Source organism: Streptomyces sp. NPDC046900 (genome assembly GCF_040644975.1).
Lineage (GTDB): Bacteria > Actinomycetota > Actinomycetes > Streptomycetales > Streptomycetaceae > Streptomyces.
This window is the reverse complement of record NZ_JBEYXD010000011.1, coordinates 127,648-144,049: the sequence shown is the minus strand read 5'-3', so window position 1 is coordinate 144,049 and position 16,402 is coordinate 127,648. Positions and strand designations below refer to the sequence as shown.

Annotated in this window: 14 protein-coding genes and 2 pseudogenes; 10 read left to right on the top strand and 6 right to left on the bottom strand. The window is 70.8% G+C overall.

The genetic code is table 11. From position 1 onward, the window contains the following. Window positions 1-368 precede the first annotated feature (368 nt). From ABZ904_RS14230 to ABZ904_RS14210, 5 genes and pseudogenes are all read left to right on the top strand, one after another. Entirely contained in the window at window positions 369-1,418 is a 1,050-nt protein-coding gene (locus tag ABZ904_RS14230; RefSeq protein ID WP_359395648.1) for an alpha/beta hydrolase, read from the top strand. A 386-nt stretch (window positions 1,419-1,804) separates the two neighbouring features. Next, a pseudogene (locus ABZ904_RS14225) lies at window positions 1,805-1,969 on the top strand (LuxR C-terminal-related transcriptional regulator); the annotation flags it as partial. A gap of 100 nt (window positions 1,970-2,069) precedes the next feature. Beyond that, complete coding sequence (locus tag ABZ904_RS14220) at window positions 2,070-3,413, top strand: histidine kinase (protein ID WP_361823252.1); 1,344 nt, start codon at window positions 2,070-2,072, stop codon at window positions 3,411-3,413. After that, entirely contained in the window at window positions 3,410-4,084 is a 675-nt protein-coding gene (locus tag ABZ904_RS14215; RefSeq protein ID WP_359395652.1) for a response regulator transcription factor, read from the top strand. The genes ABZ904_RS14220 and ABZ904_RS14215 overlap by 4 nt, the downstream gene beginning before the upstream one ends. 70 nt (window positions 4,085-4,154) lie before the next feature. After that, a complete protein-coding gene (locus ABZ904_RS14210) occupies window positions 4,155-5,375 on the top strand; it encodes a cytochrome P450 (RefSeq protein WP_361823249.1) in 1,221 nt (406 codons plus the stop codon). A gap of 190 nt (window positions 5,376-5,565) precedes the next feature. Here ABZ904_RS14210 and tnpA read toward each other — a convergent pair whose 3' ends face one another. Further along, complete coding sequence (tnpA, locus tag ABZ904_RS14205) at window positions 5,566-5,994, bottom strand: IS200/IS605 family transposase (RefSeq protein WP_359395656.1); 429 nt, start codon at window positions 5,992-5,994, stop codon at window positions 5,566-5,568. 51 nt (window positions 5,995-6,045) lie between these two features. Between tnpA and ABZ904_RS14200 the strand changes: the two are divergent. Further along, window positions 6,046-6,186, top strand: a pseudogene (locus ABZ904_RS14200) (helix-turn-helix domain-containing protein); the annotation flags it as partial. Window positions 6,187-6,404: 218 nt separating this feature from the next. Here ABZ904_RS14200 and ABZ904_RS14195 read toward each other — a convergent pair. Together ABZ904_RS14195 and ABZ904_RS14190 are read right to left on the bottom strand one after the other, a co-directional pair. Then, on the bottom strand, window positions 6,405-8,015 hold the full coding sequence (locus ABZ904_RS14195) for an ABC transporter permease (protein WP_361823246.1): 1,611 nt from the start codon (window positions 8,013-8,015) through the stop codon (window positions 6,405-6,407). Then, entirely contained in the window at window positions 8,012-8,914 is a 903-nt protein-coding gene (locus ABZ904_RS14190; protein WP_359395662.1) for an ABC transporter ATP-binding protein, read from the bottom strand. The genes ABZ904_RS14195 and ABZ904_RS14190 overlap by 4 nt, the downstream gene beginning before the upstream one ends. A 102-nt stretch (window positions 8,915-9,016) precedes the next feature. Here ABZ904_RS14190 and ABZ904_RS14185 point away from each other — a divergent pair, with 102 nt between their 5' ends. Continuing rightward, window positions 9,017-9,514 (top strand): MarR family transcriptional regulator, encoded by a 498-nt coding sequence (locus ABZ904_RS14185; protein ID WP_359395665.1) that lies wholly within the window; start codon window positions 9,017-9,019, stop codon window positions 9,512-9,514. Window positions 9,515-9,569: 55 nt separating this feature from the next. Here ABZ904_RS14185 and ABZ904_RS14180 read toward each other — a convergent pair whose 3' ends face one another. Further along, the gene (locus ABZ904_RS14180) at window positions 9,570-10,424 is read right to left on the bottom strand and encodes a diacylglycerol kinase family protein (RefSeq protein ID WP_359395667.1); all 855 of its coding nucleotides are present in this window, start codon (window positions 10,422-10,424) and stop codon (window positions 9,570-9,572) included. Between the two features lie 195 nt (window positions 10,425-10,619). On the opposite strand from ABZ904_RS14180, the gene ABZ904_RS14175 reads away from it, so the two are divergent. Together ABZ904_RS14175 and ABZ904_RS14170 are read left to right on the top strand one after the other, a co-directional pair. Further along, window positions 10,620-11,903: an adenylosuccinate synthase gene (locus ABZ904_RS14175; protein ID WP_359395669.1), complete on the top strand. Its 1,284-nt coding sequence runs from the start codon at window positions 10,620-10,622 to the stop codon at window positions 11,901-11,903. Window positions 11,904-12,119: 216 nt separating this feature from the next. Continuing rightward, entirely contained in the window at window positions 12,120-13,928 is a 1,809-nt protein-coding gene (locus ABZ904_RS14170) for a 5'-nucleotidase C-terminal domain-containing protein (RefSeq protein ID WP_361823241.1), read from the top strand. On the opposite strand, the gene ABZ904_RS14165 is transcribed toward ABZ904_RS14170, so the two are convergent. Next, on the bottom strand, window positions 13,925-14,719 hold the full coding sequence (locus ABZ904_RS14165; protein WP_360996188.1) for an NAD(P)H-binding protein: 795 nt from the start codon (window positions 14,717-14,719) through the stop codon (window positions 13,925-13,927). The genes ABZ904_RS14170 and ABZ904_RS14165 overlap by 4 nt on opposite strands. 99 nt (window positions 14,720-14,818) lie before the next feature. Between ABZ904_RS14165 and ABZ904_RS14160 the strand changes: the two genes are divergently transcribed. After that, complete coding sequence (locus tag ABZ904_RS14160) at window positions 14,819-15,685, top strand: sigma-70 family RNA polymerase sigma factor (protein ID WP_361823351.1); 867 nt, start codon at window positions 14,819-14,821, stop codon at window positions 15,683-15,685. Between the two features lie 19 nt (window positions 15,686-15,704). Here the strand turns inward: ABZ904_RS14160 and ABZ904_RS14155 are convergent, their stop codons facing one another. Then, entirely contained in the window at window positions 15,705-16,355 is a 651-nt protein-coding gene (locus ABZ904_RS14155; protein WP_360996185.1) for a hypothetical protein, read from the bottom strand. Window positions 16,356-16,402: the final 47 nt, after the last annotated feature.

Genomic DNA, 16,402 nt, shown 5'->3' with positions numbered 1-16,402 from the left:
CCGTGCCTGGCAGGGGAGCGGGGCCCGGCGGATCCGTGTGGTTCCGGCATCCGTGCTGGGCGTGGGAGCGTGTTCGGCGGATCCGTGGGGTCTCGGCACCCGTGCCTGGCAGGGGAGCGGGGCCCGGCGGATCCGTGGGGTCTCGGCACCCGTGGCCTGGCATGGCAACGGGCCCCCAGATCCGCAGGGTCTCGGCACCCGTGCCGACTCCGCAGATGTCACGCGGAGATCGCAGAAGCGTGTGCTCCTCACCGAGCGTGACCACCCCCCGCCGGTGCACGCCGGACGCCTGATACCGTCCCCGCCAACGGCCGATCACCTTCCGGCCACCGCGCACGAATCTCGTTTCGCCGCTGAGAGGTTGGAGCATGTCCGACGCCGCCCCCCGCGATGCCGCAGAACCGGACGACGCGTCCACCGGAGCCGGCGCGACCGCAGGGGACGCGACCGGCCGGGGAGACGCCCTGGACGGGCAGGCCGCCGCGCGTGCCGCCGCAGCCCGGGACGCCGCGGCACGCGACGCCGCCGAGGAGGCGTCCGCCTTCTCCCATCCGCCGGTGGAGCCGGACGCCACCGCCGCCTACGGCGCCCATCCCGACCAAGTGATCGACTTCTACGCACCGCGCGGGACGGAGCCGGGCGGGGCGCCGGACCAGGCCCCCCTCGTCGTCGTTCTGCACGGCGGCGCGTGGCGGTCGGCCTACGACCGGCGGCACATCACCCCCTTCGCGGACTTCCTGGCCCGCCGGGGCTTCGCCGTGGCCAACGTCGAGTACCGCAGGGGCGCGCTCATCCCGTCCCAGACCGACGGGTCGTCGGCCCCGGACGCGGGCGCGGGCGGTGCCACGGGAGCGGTCGCGGGCCGCTGGCCCGACACGCTCGACGATGTCGCGGCCGCCTTCGACGCGCTTCCGGCGCTGGTCCGCGAGGCGCTGCCGCAGGCCGATCCGCGCCGCATGGTGATCACCGGGCACTCGGCGGGCGGCCACCTCGCGCTGTGGGCGGCGGCCCGCCATGTCCTCCCGTCCGGCTCCCCGTGGCGCACGGACCGTCCGGCACCGCTGCGCGGTGTGGTGGCGCTGGCCCCGATCGCGGACTTCCACGCCGCCGAGAAGCTGGACGTGTGCGGCGGGGCGGTGACCCAGTTCCTGGGCGGCCAGGCGCAGTTCGCGGAGCGGCGTCCGCATGTGGACCCGGCGTTGCTGCTGCCCACCGGTATCGCCACCACCCTCGTCCAGGGACGCGCGGATGTCGTGGTCCCGCATGTGGTCGCCGAGGCGTACGCGGATGCGGCGGCGAAGGCGGGCGAGGTCGTCGGCTTCACGCTGCTCGAGGACGTCGGTCACTTCCCGCTGATCGACCCGGCGGCGGACGCGTGCGCCGTGGTGGCGGAGGAGATCGCCCAGTTGGCGTGGTAGCTCCCGAGCCGGCGATGAAAGAGGCGGGTCGAGGGTCGCCCGGGAGTCCCCGGTCAGACCCGTAGTACCTGGGAGCCACCCCGGATGTGAGCTCCACAGTGTGACGCCGACGACGTGTGAGGCTCCGTAACTTCCCGTGACGGTCCGATGTGCGGGCCGAGCGGGAGGGAAGGACACCATGGGGTTGCGGCGGAGGCACGAGGCCGCGGTCACGGACGCGGACGGGCGGACCGGAGGCGGCCGCAGCGCCGGGGACGTCCAGCGGCACCGGCAGGACGCCGGGGCGCGGGGCGCTCCCGGGAGCGAGGGAGACGATCGGGCCGAAGGCGGGGAGCCTCGGCGTCGGAGGCGGTCCGCCGAGGACCTGGTGGTGCGGGAGCGCCGGCGCCCAGGGTCTGGCGAACGCGGACATCGCCGGACGGCTCGTGGTGGCCGAGCTGACCGTGAAGACCCATGTGGGCCGCATCCTGGTGAAGCTGGGGCTGCGGGACCGGACGCAGGCGGCGGTGTTCGCCTACGAGTCGGGGCTGGTCCGGCCGGCGGGGTACTGAGCCCGGCGGGGAGACCCCGGCCCGTAGTACTTGAGACGGATGCCCAAGGCCCCCTCACTGGTGACGACCCCCGGCCCCGCCTCCGCCTACCGTGTCAAGCGTGACCGAGACGACCCAGAGGCAGACGGCACCGGACGGTGCGTCCGGCCCGTACATACCGCGCAGCCCGGAGTACCGGGCGGCCGTGGAGGCCCTGCGCGGGCTGCGACAGGACCTCTTCCACGACGCGTTCGCCTACCGTCCGCTGCCTCGCAGGAGCGTCGACGGCGTGCTGAGCCGGCGGATGTCCGGCCGCGCGCGGGAGTACGCGGCCTGGTGGCCGCACGCCCTGGTGGTCGCGGCCGGACTGCTGGCGATGTTCGCCGGCTGGGCCGGTGAGGGCAGCGGCCCCGCGGCCTCGGTGTCCGGCCTGCTGGCCCTGGTGCCGGTGCTGCTCACCCTGGTCCGCCCGGTCGGGGCCTTCTGGGTGTCCCTGATGGCGACCGCGGCCTCCTCGGTGGTCGCCGGCGTCTTCGGCGACTGGCCCTGGCAGCCCGGCAGCTTCATCGCGCATCTGACGGTGCTCACCGTGGTGGCGATACGCACCCGGCCGCGCACGGCGGCCTGGATGTGGGTGATCACCGCGGTCTACGCCTTCGTCGTCGAGGCCGCGTTCGGCTACCACTTCAGCAACAACTCGGCGCCCATGCTCGTCCTGTCCGCCCTGGCGCTGCTGGCCGTCACCATCTGGCACACCCGCCGCAGCGCCGAGCAGGAGATGACCGCCCAGCAGACGGTGACCGCGCACGAGCGCTCCCGGCGCACGCTGCTCGAGGAGCGCACCACGATCGCCCGCGAGTTGCACGACGTGGTCGCCCACCACATGTCGGTGGTCGCCATCCAGGCGGAGGCCGCTCCCTACCGAGTGGAGAACCCGCCGCCGGAGCTGGAGAAGGCGTTCGCCACGATCCGGGAGAACGCGGTGGCGGCCCTGACCGAGCTCCGCCGGGTGCTCGGTGTCGTACGGGCGGAGGACTACGAGTCCCCGGACGCCCCGCAGCCCACCCTCGCCGACCTGGACGCCCTGCTGGCGAACGTGCGTGAGGCGGGCCTGGACGTGGAAAAGGTGGTCACGGGCGCGGTGCGGGAACTTCCGCAGGGCGTCGAGCTGTCGGCGTACCGCATCGTCCAGGAGGCCCTCAGCAATGCGCTGCGGCACGCCCCGGGGGCGCCTGCCCGCGTGGAGATCGGCTATGTGCTCGGCGGGCTCGGCCTGCGCGTGGTCAACGGACCGGCGCCGCAGGACACCCTGAAGAAGTCGACGCACGGTGCGGGACACGGCATCACGGGCATGCGCGAGCGGGTCGCGATGCTGAACGGGGAGATGACGGCGGGGCGGACGGACGACGGAGGGTATGAGGTGACGGTGTACCTGCCGGTGGCCACGGCGGAGGACTCCGCGTGACGACGGGCGCCATCCGCGTACTGATCGCCGACGACCAGATGATGGTCCGGGAGGGCTTCTCGGTGCTCCTCGGGGCGATGCCGGACATCGAGGTCGTCGGGGAGGCGGTCAACGGCAGGGAAGCGGTCGAGCGGGTCCGTGAACTGTCCCCGGACGTCGTGCTGATGGACATCCGCATGCCGGAGATGAACGGCATCGAGGCGACCCGGGAGATCGTCGCCGCGGACGGGTCGGCGAAGGTGCTGGTGCTGACGACGTTCGACCTCGACGAGTACGTGTACCAGGCGCTGCGGGCGGGGGCCTCGGGCTTTCTGCTCAAGGACGCCTCCGCACGGCAGCTGGCCGACGGAGTGCGGATCGTGGCGGCCGGCGAGGCGCTGCTCGCCCCCTCGGTCACGAAGCGGCTGATCACGGAGTTCTCCAAGCTGTCCGAGGGCCCGCGCCTCGCTCCCTCCGCGCACGCGGCGTACGGGGAGCTGACCGAGCGGGAGACGGAGGTGCTGGTCCTCATCGCGCAGGGTCTGTCGAACTTGGAGATCGCCGGGCGCCTGGTGGTCGCCGAGTCGACGATCAAGACGCATGTGAGCCGGATCCTGGTGAAGCTGGGGCTGCGGGACCGGACGCAGGCGGCGGTGTTCGCGTACGAGGCACGTCTGGTGACGCCTGGCTGACCCCGCGCCGGTGCCTCGGCCGGTGGAACGCCTCTGGTCAGAGAGGGGCAGACCGGGCTAGCGTCCGGACATGGCAGCCCGATCCGACCTCACGTTCGACCCCTGGGACCCGGCGTTCGTCGCCGACCCCTACCCCGCCTACGCCGAGCTGCGCGCCCGGGGGCGGGTGCACTACTACGAGCCCACCGACCAGTGGCTGGTCCCGCACCACGCGGATGTGTCGGCGCTGCTGCGCGACCGGCGTCTGGGCCGGACGTACCAGCACCGGTTCACCCATGAGGACTTCGGCCGGACGGCGCCGCCGCCCGAGCACGAGCCGTTCCACACGCTCAACGACCACGGCATGCTCGACCTGGAGCCGCCGGACCACACCCGTATCCGGCGGCTGGTGTCGAAGGCGTTCACACCGCGCACGGTGGAGCGGCTCAAGCCCTATGTGCACGGGCTGGCCGGCGACCTGGTGTCCCGGCTGGTGGAGGCGGGCGGGGGCGACCTGCTGAGGGACGTCGCCGAGCCGCTGCCGGTCGCGGTGATCGCCGAGATGCTGGGCATCCCGGAGGCGGACCGCGGGCAGCTGCGGCCCTGGTCGGCAGACATCTGCGGGATGTACGAGCTGGGTCCTTCGGAGGAGACGGCGCGGAAGGCGGTACGGGCGTCGGTCGAGTTCTCGGACTACCTCCGGGAGCTGATCGCGACGCGTCGCAAGGAGCCCGGGGAGGACCTGATCTCGGGTCTGATCGCGGCGTACGACGAGGGCGACCGGCTCACCGAGCAGGAGATGATCTCGACCTGCGTGCTGCTGCTGAACGCGGGGCACGAGGCGACGGTGAACGCGACGGTCAACGGCTGGTGGGCGCTGTTCCGCAACCCGGACCAGCTGGCCGCTCTCCGCGCCGACCACTCACTCGTCCCGTCCGCCGTCGAGGAGCTGATGCGCTACGACACCCCGCTCCAGCTTTTCGAGCGCTGGGTGCTGGACGAGATCGAGATCGACGGCACGACCGTCCCCCGGGGCGCGGAGATCGCCATGCTGTTCGGCTCGGCCAACCACGACCCGGCGGTCTTCACCGCCCCCGAGAAGCTGGACCTGACCCGCGAGGAGAACCCGCACATCTCCTTCGGCGCGGGCATCCACTACTGCATCGGCGCCCCGCTCGCCCGCATCGAACTGGCGGCGTCGATGACGGCTCTGCTGGAGAAGGCGCCGACGCTGCGGGCTGCGGCGGAGCCGGAGCGCAAGCCGAACTTCGTGATCCGGGGGCTGGAAGGGCTGAGCGTGGAGATCGGCTGATCACCCGTTTGGATGATCACGCAGTTGATCCGGGCCGGTGGTCATCGCCGGCTCGGCAAGCTGGTGTGTGCCTGTGGAGGGAGGCACCATCCTTCTTATTCGGAGGAAGTACCCGCCCTTATTCGGAGGAAGTACCCGCCTTCAGGCGGGGAGGGAATCCGATCCTGACCGCTGCAGAATGCTGCCGTGTTCAGGTGGGGCGCTTCTGGCTCTCGATGGAGTCCTTGACCACCTGGAGTGGTGCGCCCCCACATGATCCGGCGAAGTAGGAGCCGGACCAGAAGCGTCCGTGCATGGTGGCCCGGTTCACGCGGCCGGTGAACTCGGTGCGCAGGTACCGCGAGCTGACGCCCTTGAGGCTGTTCACGAGGCTGGACAGGGCGACCTTGGGTGGATACTGCACCAACAGATGCACGTGATCCTCTTCGCCGTTGAAGTCGATCAGGTCGGCGCCGAAGTCAGTGCAGACGTTGCGCATGATCTCTTCGCAGCGCGTCAGCATCTCGTCGTTGAAGACATTCCCTCGGTACGTAGTGACAAACACCAAATGTGCATGGAGGTCGTAGACGACATGACGACCGCGCCGTACGTCAGGGTCTGGCTCCCAGCGGGGTGACATAAACCAAGAGTAGGATGCTCATCTTGGGCAACGTGGGAGGGGGTGGGCCGAATGATCCGTGCGTACAAGTTCTTGATGCGGCCCACCGTGGGCCAGCAGGTCGCGCTCGCGGAGATGCTGCGTGATCACTGCTCGCTCTACAACGGCGCGTTACAGGAACGTCGCGACGCCTACCGGCACGCCTCCCAGACCACTGCCAGGGTGTACGCAGAGGCGGGTATCCCCGTCTACTTGCTGATCGACCGGGAAAACCTCTCGACCCTCGTGCACACCGACCCTGACCCTGAGGATGGCTACCGAGACATCCATGTGATCAGGCTCGGCGGCAAGGTTGCCCTCCCTAACCCCGTCGGCATCGAACTCGACACCGAGGAACTGAAGCAGTACGCCGACTGACAGGCGGCCCACCGTCAGGTGCTCACGTCCCGCCTCCGCAACCCCACCAGCCCCCCGGCCACCAGCACCACCGCGAGCCCCGTCAGGATGAGCACCGGCGGCCAGTCCATCTCCCCGCCCGGCAGCTTCGGCAGATGCCCGAAGGGCGACAGGTCCAGCACCACCTGAGGAAGGTTCAGCGCCGGTCCCACCCAGCCGATGAGCAGTGCCGCGCCCGCCACGCCCCACGCCGCCATCGCACCCTGCGGCAGCAGCCCGTACAGCAGGACCGCCAGGCCGCCGATCACCCACACCGCCGGGAGCTGCACCAGACAGGCACCCAGGATCGGGCCGATCTCCTTGCCGTAGCCCGCCGCGAAGCCGAGGCCCGCCAGGAGCATGATCAGCGCGGCTCCGCCGAAGGCGATCACCAGATGGCCGGCGGCCCAGCGCAGCCGTCCCACCGCGTTCGCCAGCACCGGTTCCGCCCGCCCCGAGGACTCCTCGCCGCCCAGACGCAGGACCGACGCGACGATGTACAGGGCGGCGACCAGGCCCATGACGCCGACCATCGCGGAGAGGAACGTGTCCGTCAGCCCGGACTGCCCGCCCATCCGCTCGAAGATCTCCCGGGCCTTGTCGTTGTCGCTGACGAGCTTCGTCGCGCCGTCCGTCATCCCGCCGTAGACGACCCCGGCGAGGAAGAAGCCGAGGCTCCAGCCGAGCACACCGCCGCGCTGCAGCCGCCAGGCCAGCGCGCCCGCCGAGCCCAGACGGCCGGTGGCGGGTCCGGGCCGGGTGGGCAGGAAGCTCATGCCGATGTCGCGCCGTCCGGCGAGCGCGTACGCCACCGCTCCCTGGACGAGCGCCGCCGCAGCGAACGGCAGCAGCACCCACCAGCGTTCACCGGCGTACGGGCGCTCGTTCTCCAGCCAGCCGAGCGGGGAGAGCCAGGTCAGCACGGACGAGCCGTCGTTCGCCCCGGCGTCGCCCGCCGCGCGCAGCACGAAGGCGGCGCCCAGCACCGCGCCCGTGAGTCCGCGCGCCAGCCGTGCGCTCTCCGTCAGCTGTGCGACGATCGCCGCCATCGTGGCGAAGACCATCCCGACCCCGCCGATGCCCAGGCCCAGCGCCAGTGACCCCGCGGCGCCCTGCCCGGCCAGACCGACCGTGATCACCAGCGCCAGTACGGCGTTCGCGACCGCGGCAGCGAGCAGCGCCGCCGTCAGCGGGGCGCGCCGCCCCACCATCGCCGAGGAGATCAGCTCCTGCCGTCCGCTCTCCTCCTCGTCGCGGGTGTGCCGTACGACGACGAGCAGGCTCATCACGGCGGCCAGCAGTCCGGCGTAGACGCCGATGCGCCAGGCGGTGAGCGCGCCGAGCGACTCGCCGAAGACCGGGCCGACCATCGCGCGCAGTGAGGTGTTGGTGGCCATCTGGTCGGCCAGGTCCGCGCGTTGGGCCGCCGTGCCGTACAGGCCCTTGAGCGTGCCCGGCATGGACAGCACCATCAGGGCGTTGACCGCGATCCAGAGGGGGATCACCAGCCGGTCCCGGCGCAGTGCGAACCGCAACAGCGTCCCGGTGCCGGCGAGTTGACGAGACCCCCCGGTCCGTACGGTCAAGGCCGGTGCCGCGGCGGTCATCGGGTCCCCTCTTCCTGGTAGTGCCGCAGGAACAGCTCCTCCAGCGTGGGCGGCGTCGACGTCAGCGACCGCACCCCCGACTCGCTCAGCGACCTGAGCACCGCGTTCAGCTTGTCGGTGTCGACCTGGAGCCTGACCCGCCGGCCCTGTATGTCGAGGTCGTGCACGCCGGGCAGGCCGGCCAGCCCGTTGGGCGCCCCGGCGAGTTCGGCGGTGACGCTCGTCCGGGTCAGATGGCGCAGTTCGGCGAGCGAGCCGCTCTCGACCGTCCGCCCCTTGCGGATGATGCTGACCCGGTCGCAGAGCTCCTCGACCTCGCTCAGGATGTGCGAGGACAGCAGGATCGTCCGGCCGCGCTCCCGCTCCTCCTCGACGCAGCGCTGGAAGACCTCCTCCATCAGCGGGTCGAGCCCGGACGTCGGCTCGTCGAGGATCAGCAGGTCGACGTCCGATGAGAAGGCGGCGACGAGGGCGACCTTCTGCCGGTTGCCCTTCGAGTACGTCCGCCCCTTCTTGGTCGGGTCCAGTTCGAACCGCTCGATCAGCTCCGCCCGGCGCGCCCGGTCGAGGCCACCGCGCAGCCGGCCGTACAGGTCGATGACCTCGCCTCCGGACAGGTTGCGCCACAGGGTGACGTCGCCGGGGACGTACGCGACCCGGCGGTGGAGTTCCACCGCGTCCGACCACGGATCGCGGCCGAGCACCTGCGTGGTCCCCGAGTCGGCGCGCAGCAGGCCCAGCAGGACCCGGATGGTGGTGGACTTGCCGGCGCCGTTCGGGCCCAGGAACCCGTGGACCTCACCGGCCTCGACGTGCAGGTCGAGTCCGTCCAGCGCATGCGTCCTGCCGAACGACTTGTGCAGTCCGGAAACCTCGATGGCGGGGTTGGCCTTCGTCATGATTCGGAAGGTACGCTGTTTTCAGAAAATTGTGAAGTTAAGGAAGCGTAGAAAACGTGGGTAGACTCGACGTGGTGTCTGACCAGGGGAGATGATCCAGGGATGACGGAGCCGCAGGCCGCAGAGCGGGATCCGGAGTCGGTCTCGCGGTTCGTGGAACACTTCGCCGCACAGCTTGTCGAGGCGGGCGTGCCGCGCATGCCGGCCCGGGTCTTCGGTGCGCTGCTCGCCTCCGACACCGGCACTCTCACCTCCGCCGAACTGGGCGAGCAGTTGCAGATCAGCCCGGCCGCGGTGTCCGGGGCGGTGCGCTATCTGGCGCAGGTGCACCTGGTGTCACGGGAGCGGGAGCCGGGGTCGCGCCGGGAGCGCTACCGGGTGCACAGCGACCAGTGGTACGAGGCGCTCACCAATCGCGAGGCGATCATCAAGCGGTGGGAGGAAGCCCTGCGGGAAGGGGTCACCAGCCTGGGCGCCGACACCCCGGCGGGCCGCAGGCTCGAGGAGACCCTCGCCTTCTTCGAGTTCGTCGAGGGTGAGGTCGTGGCCATGATGGAGCGCTGGCGCGTGCACCGGGACAGGACGTTCCGCCAGGGCTGAGCATCCCGTCCGGAAGCCGGTGGCACCACAGGCTTCCGGGCTCCGGAGTCACAAGCTATGGCGAAGCCGGCACCGTGAGCCCCCAGGCCCCCGCCCACACCGTCCACGTCCGGCTGCGCACCGGTCCGGCCACCACCGCGTCCGCCCGGTACCGGAAGTCCGCTCCGCTCACGGTCACGGCCCGTCCGCGCGCCTCCAGCGGCGACGCCTCCGCCCCCACCGACACCGGCCGCACCTCCACGACCGCCGTACCGGAGGAACCCGGCGTCACCGACACCCCTTGAACGGGCTCGTCCAGGTCCACCAGCAGCACCCCGTCCACCTCCACCCGCAGCCGGGAGGGTCCGGGCGGGGGCGGCGTCGTGAGCCGGGGCGGGCGCACCGCCAGCGTCCGCACCAGGGACCGCCCCACCCGCAGCCAGGGCCGTCCCGAAGAGATCCGCTCGTCGTCCGGCGTCCCGTCCCGCTGGGCCGGCACGGCCGGTACCGACGGGATCCGCAGATCGCCGAGGACCACACCGTCACTGTCGTCCACCAGCAGATCCAGCCGCCGTTCCACCCCGTCCAGTACGGCTCTGGCCGCCGCCACCGCCCCCTCGGGCACCCCCAGCGAGCGCGCCAGGGACTGCGCGGTGCCCACCGGCACCAGCGACAGCGCCGTCGTCTGCAGCTCACGTCTGCGGTGCAGCAGGGTCACCGCACGGAGCAGGGCCCGGTCGTCGCCCACGACCACGGGGCGCCGTGCCCCTCGGCGGTCCAGTGCCCGGGCGAATTCCTCCGGGTTCTCCGGGAGGCACACCTTGGTCGCCGCACCCGCGCTGAGCACGTCTTTTGCAATCAGTACCGACTCACCGTCACTGTGACGGGCAACCGGGTCGATCACCACGAGGAGCTGGTCGGAAGTCGCCACCTCGGTCCTGCCTCGCTTCCTCGGGTAGCATCTTTGTGCAAGAGCCCCTTGCGCTATTGCGCCAGGGGCTTCGTCTATTCCGGGGCATCCGGTCCGACGGTTTGCGGCCAATGACGGCCGCGGTGCACGCGGCGGTGGAACCGCCGCGTACGCCCCCGACCCTGGACATGCCCCGCCCGGAAGGGGTGTACGCGCGTGCCAGCACTTGTGCTGCTCGGTGCTCAGTGGGGTGACGAGGGCAAGGGAAAGGCCACCGACCTGCTCGGTGGCTCCGTGGACTATGTGGTGCGCTACCAGGGCGGCAACAACGCCGGTCACACGGTGGTCGTGGGTGACCAGAAGTATGCCCTCCACCTCCTCCCTTCCGGAATCCTCTCGCCCGGATGCACGCCCGTCATCGGCAACGGAGTCGTCGTCGACCCCTCGGTCCTGCTCTCCGAGCTGAGCGGTCTGAACGAGCGCGGCGTCGACACGTCGAAGCTGATGATCAGCGGGAACGCGCACATCATCACGCCGTACAACGTCACCATGGACAAGGTGACGGAGCGCTTCCTCGGCAAGCGCAAGATCGGCACCACCGGCCGCGGCATCGGCCCGACCTACTCCGACAAGATCAACCGCGTCGGCATCCGGGTCCAGGACCTGTACGACGAGTCGATCCTGACCCAGAAGGTCGAGGCGGCCCTCGACGTCAAGAACCAGATCCTCACCAAGCTGTACAACCGGCGCGCGATCGTCGTCGACCAGGTGGTCGAGGAACTGCTGGGCTACGCCGAGAAGATCGAGCCGTATGTCGCCGACACCGTCCTGGTCCTCAACCAGGCGCTCGACGACGACAAGGTCGTCCTCTTCGAGGGCGGCCAGGGCACGCTCCTCGACATCGACCACGGGACGTACCCCTTCGTCACCTCGTCGAACCCGACCGCGGGCGGCGCCTGCACCGGCTCCGGTGTCGGTCCCACGAAGATCAGCCGCGTCATCGGCATCCTGAAGGCGTACACGACCCGCGTCGGCTCCGGTCCCTTCCCGACCGAGCTGTTCGACGAGGACGGCGAGGCGCTGCGCCGCATCGGCGGCGAGCGGGGCGTGACCACCGGACGTGACCGCCGCTGCGGCTGGTTCGACGCGGTGATCGCCCGTTACGCGACCCGGGTCAACGGGCTGACGGACTTCTTCCTCACCAAGCTCGACGTGCTGGACGGCTGGGAGCAGATCCCGGTCTGCGTCGCCTACGAGATCGACGGCAAGCGGGTCGAGGAACTCCCCTACTCCCAGACCGACTTCCACCACGCGAAGCCGATCTACGAGTACCTGCCGGGCTGGCAGGAGGACATCACGAAGGCGAAGACCTTCAGCGATCTCCCCAAGAACGCCCAGAACTACGTCAAGGCCCTGGAGGAGATGTCGGGTGCGCCGATCTCGGCGATCGGCGTCGGCCCTGGCCGCGACGAGACGATCGAGATCAACTCGTTCCTGTAGTCCGCTAGTCCGCGGTTTCCCCCTCTCTCACGCCCTCGGTGAGGCTCCGGCCGACCCGGGGGCGTGGTCGTTTCATGGGCCATCCTTGACCTGTACATGAACCATTGGAGGTTCCGTACGCAACTGGAGTGACGCAACCTTCTACGCGTGTAGTCCCCGTACTGCCCGCTCAGCAAGCGCAGTTGACCTCCGTCACCTCAGCTCCAGGAGCCTCGAATGCCCGTCAGTCCCATGAACCGCCGGGAGTTCATGCAGAAGTCGGCCGTCACCGGAGCGGCCGTGGCAGCGGCGGGAAGCGTCGCCGCCGCGCCCGCCGAGGCGGCCGGCCGCACGCCCGAACACGCGCCCCGCACCTGGTCGTTCTCCATCCTGGGCACCACCGACCTGCACAGCCACGTCTTCGACTGGGACTACTACCTGGACGCGGCCTACAGCGACAAGGCAGGCAACTCCGTCGGTGTCGCGCGCGTCGCCACGCTCATCAAGCAGCAGCGGGAGGCGAAGGGCGAGGAGCGCGTCCTGCTGGTCGACGCGGGCGACATCATCCAGGGGACCTCGCTCGCGTACTACTACGCCCGCGTCGACCCGATCACGGGCAAGGACGCCCCCAAGCACCCCATGGCCGTCGCCATGAACCACATGCGCTACGACGCCGCCGCGCTCGGCAACCACGAGTTCAACTACGGCATCGACGTGCTGCGCAAGTTCGAGAGCCAGTGCCGCTTCCCGCTGCTCGGCGCCAACGCCCTCGACGCCAGGACGCTGCGCCCCGCCTTCCAGCCGTACACGGTGAAGCGCATCTGCGTGCCGGGCGCGCCCGACATCAAGGTCGGCGTCCTCGGACTCACCAACCCCGGTATCGCGCTGTGGGACAAGGACAACGTCAGCGGCAAGATGGTCTTCCCCGGGCTGGTGGAGCAGGCGAAGAAGTACGTGCCGCGACTGCGCGCCCTCGGCTGCGACATCGTCTTCCTGACCGACCACTCCGGCCTCGACGGCTCGTCCTCGTACGGCAGTGAACTCCCGTACGTCGAGAACGCCTCCAACCTCGTCGCCGAGCAGGTCCCCGGCATCGACGCCATCCTCGTCGGCCACACCCACGTCGAGGTCCCCTCCTACACCGTCAAGAACGAGGAGACCGGCGAGGACGTCCTGCTGTCCGAGCCGTACTGCTGGGGCATGCGGCTGACCGTCTTCGACTTCGAGGTCGAACTGCACCACGGCCAGTGGAAGGTCACGAGCAAGAAGGCCCAGACCCTCAACCCCAACGGCGTCGAGGAGGACCCGGAGATCACCCGGCTCCTCAAGGCCGACCACGACCTCGTCGTGAAGTACGTCAACACACCCGTCGGCACCTGTACCCAGGACCTCTCGGCGGCCGAGTCCTGCTGGCAGGACGTCCCCATCATGGACTTCATCCACCAGGTCCAGATGGCGGCGGTCGCCACCGGCCTCTCCACCGCCGACGCCGCCCTCCCGCTCATCTCGGTCGCCGCGCCCTTCAGCCGCACCGCCGACATCCCGGCCGGGAATGTGACGATCAAGGACATCGCCGGGCTCTACATCTACGACAACACCCTGTACGGCAAGAAGCTCACCGGCGCCCAGCTCAAGGACTACCTGGAGTACGCGGCGAAGTACTACCACCAGGTCCCGTCCGGCACGAAGGTCGACACCGCGACCCTCACCAACGCCAACAACTTCTGGGACTACATGTACGACACCGCCGCCGGCGTCGACTACGAGATCGACATCGCCCAGCCCGAGGGCTCGCGGATCAAGAACCTCACCTACAAGGGCGCCGCGGTCGCCGACGACCAGGTCTTCGTCGTCGCCGTGAACAACTACCGCGCCAACGGCGGCAGCGGCTACCCGCACATCGCCGCCGCGGACATCGCGTACAGCTCCACCAACGAGATCCGCCAGCTGATGATCGACTACGTCACGTCGAAGGGCACCCTGAACCCGGCGGACTTCGCGGTCACCAACTGGAAGCTGACCCAGAACGGCACGCCCGTCTTCTAGACGACCGCTTTCCCCGGGGCGCCCTCCAGCCGTTCCGCCAGGAAGTCCTCCCAGGTCCGGGTGCCCGTCTCGGCCCCTTCGAGGGTCAGGTTGGCCCCGGCCCGGTAGGCGCGGCCCGCCTTGCCGGGCATACGGACCGGCAGCATCGGGCGGCGCCTGCCGCGTGCGGTCAGGTAGGTGCGGAGCAGGTCCGCCAGGCCGTACACCGTCGGCCCGGCCAGATCGGGGACCAGGCCGGCCGGCTCGCCGAGCGTCAGCTCCACGAGCCGGGCGGCCACGTCCCGCGCGTCGACCGGCTGCAGCCGCAGGCCGCCCGGGACCGGGACGACCGGCAGCTTCGCCATCTTCTCAGCCATCAGCAGCGCCAGGTCGTGGAACTGGGCGGCCCGCAGCGTCGTCCACGGCAGGCCCGACGCGGCGACGGCCCGCTCGGCCTCCAGCTTGGAGCGCAGCCAGGCCAGCGGGACCCGGTCCGCACCGATGACCGAGATGTACAGCAGGTGCCGCACCCCGGCCGCCTGCGCGGCCCGCACCAGATTCCGGGTCGCCTCGTCGTCGCCCTTGGGGCCGCCCGCGAGGTGCAGCACGGTCCCGGCGCCCGCCACCGCCGCGTCGAGACCCTCACCCGTGCGCAGGTCGACGGCCACGTGAGTGACGCCGGCCGCGGGCTCGTGCGCGTGCCTGCTCAGCATCCGCACCTCGCGGCCCGCCTCCCGCAGGAGCGGTACGACGTGGCGGCCGAGCGTGCCGGTGCCGCCGGTGACGAGGACGGGCGCGGTCGTCGAGTTCATGATCTTCCTCCCAAGCGGTCGGTTCTCACCCGTGCGGGTGATCTACTGGGACGACCCGCCGTCCGGAAGGAATGTGACACGGTGTCCGAACGCCAGCTGATGACCGAGCGGTTCGAGGAGCAGCGGCCCAGGCTGCGGGCGGTGGCCCACCGGATGCTCGGCTCGCTCAGCGAGGCCGACGACGCCCTCCAGGACGCGTGGCTGCGCGTCGACCGCGCCGACACTAAGGACATCCAGAACCCGGCCGCGTGGCTGACCACGGTGGTGGCCCGGGTGTGCCTGAACATGCTGCGCTCGCGCGAGACGCGGCGCGAGGAGCCGCTGGAGGCGGGCGGGAGCCCGGTCGCGGACACGGTGGTCGACCCCGAGGAGGAGGCGCTGCTGGCCGAATCGGTCGGGCTCGCGCTGCTGGTCGTCCTCGACACGCTGACGCCCGCCGAGCGGCTCGCCTTCGTGCTGCACGACATGTTCGCCGTGCCGTTCGACGAGATCGGCCCGATGATCGACAAGACCCCGGCCGCGACCCGCCAGCTGGCGAGCCGGGCGCGCCGCCGGGTACGGGGGACCGCGGCGCCCGAGGCCGATCCGCCCCGCCGGCGCCGGGTCGTGGACGCGTACCTGGCCGCGACGCGCGGCGGAGACTTCGAGGCGCTCCTCGCCCTGCTCCATCCGGATGTGGTGCTCCGGGCCGACCGGGCGGTCGTCCCGACCCCCGAGCCCTTCCGCATCACCGGCGCCCACCCGGTGGCCAAGGGCGCGATGGCCTCCATGGGCCGGGCCTGGTTCACCACGCGCGTCCTGGTCGACGGCCGGGCCGGCCTGGCGATGCTCCGGGCCGGCCGGCTGCGCCTGGTGCTGAGCTTCACCCTCTCCGACACCGACGGCCTGATCACCGCGATCGACGTGATCGCCGACCCGGAGCGCCTGCGAGAGGTGGAGGTCGCGGTGCCCGACGACCGGGCCTAGCGGTCCCCCACCTGCCGCCTCAGCTGAAGATGATCATCGATCCCTGGGCCAGGCTCCGCGTCGCCGCCGAGTGCAGGCCGAGCCACACGTGCCGCTCGCGGGCGAAGGGGCTCGGGTCGTACGGGGCCGGGAGCGCCGGTTCCTCCAACGCCGTGGGCGCGAGCGGGGGATCCGGCGCGGCGGGCGGGTTCGCCGGGTCGATGCCGATCGCCTGCCCCACCGCCTCCAGCTCCCGCAGCAGGGCCTGGGAGGACCCCAGCGGACCGCCGCCCGCGAGGAGTTCGTCGTTCGACAGCGGCTGCGGGAAGTCCACCGGGACGTACGCGCCCGCGTGGTCGTAGTGCCACACCAGATGCGACTGCTGGGCCGTCGACTCGAACATCTCGAGCAGCTGCTCGTAGTCGCCGCCCAGCTCGTCGACCGGCGTCACCGCCAGACCGCACACCTGGAGCAGATAGGCGCGGCGCAGGAAGTGCAGCGCGTCGTAGTCGAAGCCCGCGACCGGCGCCACCTCACCCGTCAGCCCCGGCATGTACTGGTACACCGGCACCGGCGGCAGTCCTGCCTCGCCCAGCACCTTGTCGTAGAGGGCGAGTTCTTCCGCGAACGGATTGTCGGGTGTGTGGCACAACACGTCGACGAGCGGGACCAGCCACAGGTCACAGGCCAACAGTAAGCTCCTCGGGTTATCGGAGTGGTGCAGGCAGCGTAATGGGC

Excerpts from the sequence above, each read along its gene's own strand:
- ABZ904_RS14165 (WP_360996188.1), bottom strand. The coding sequence starts at position 14,719 with ATGAACTCGACGACCGCGCCCGTCCTCGTCACCGGCGGCACCGGCACG.
- ABZ904_RS14160 (WP_361823351.1), top strand. The coding sequence starts at position 14,819 with ATGACCGAGCGGTTCGAGGAGCAGCGGCCCAGGCTGCGGGCGGTGGCC.
- ABZ904_RS14195 (WP_361823246.1), bottom strand. The coding sequence starts at position 8,015 with ATGACCGCCGCGGCACCGGCCTTGACCGTACGGACCGGGGGGTCTCGT.
- tnpA (WP_359395656.1), bottom strand. The coding sequence starts at position 5,994 with ATGTCACCCCGCTGGGAGCCAGACCCTGACGTACGGCGCGGTCGTCAT.
- ABZ904_RS14190 (WP_359395662.1), bottom strand. The coding sequence starts at position 8,914 with ATGACGAAGGCCAACCCCGCCATCGAGGTTTCCGGACTGCACAAGTCG.
- ABZ904_RS14185 (WP_359395665.1), top strand. The coding sequence starts at position 9,017 with ATGACGGAGCCGCAGGCCGCAGAGCGGGATCCGGAGTCGGTCTCGCGG.
- ABZ904_RS14210 (WP_361823249.1), top strand. The coding sequence starts at position 4,155 with ATGGCAGCCCGATCCGACCTCACGTTCGACCCCTGGGACCCGGCGTTC.
- ABZ904_RS14170 (WP_361823241.1), top strand. The coding sequence starts at position 12,120 with ATGCCCGTCAGTCCCATGAACCGCCGGGAGTTCATGCAGAAGTCGGCC.
- ABZ904_RS14230 (WP_359395648.1), top strand. The coding sequence starts at position 369 with ATGTCCGACGCCGCCCCCCGCGATGCCGCAGAACCGGACGACGCGTCC.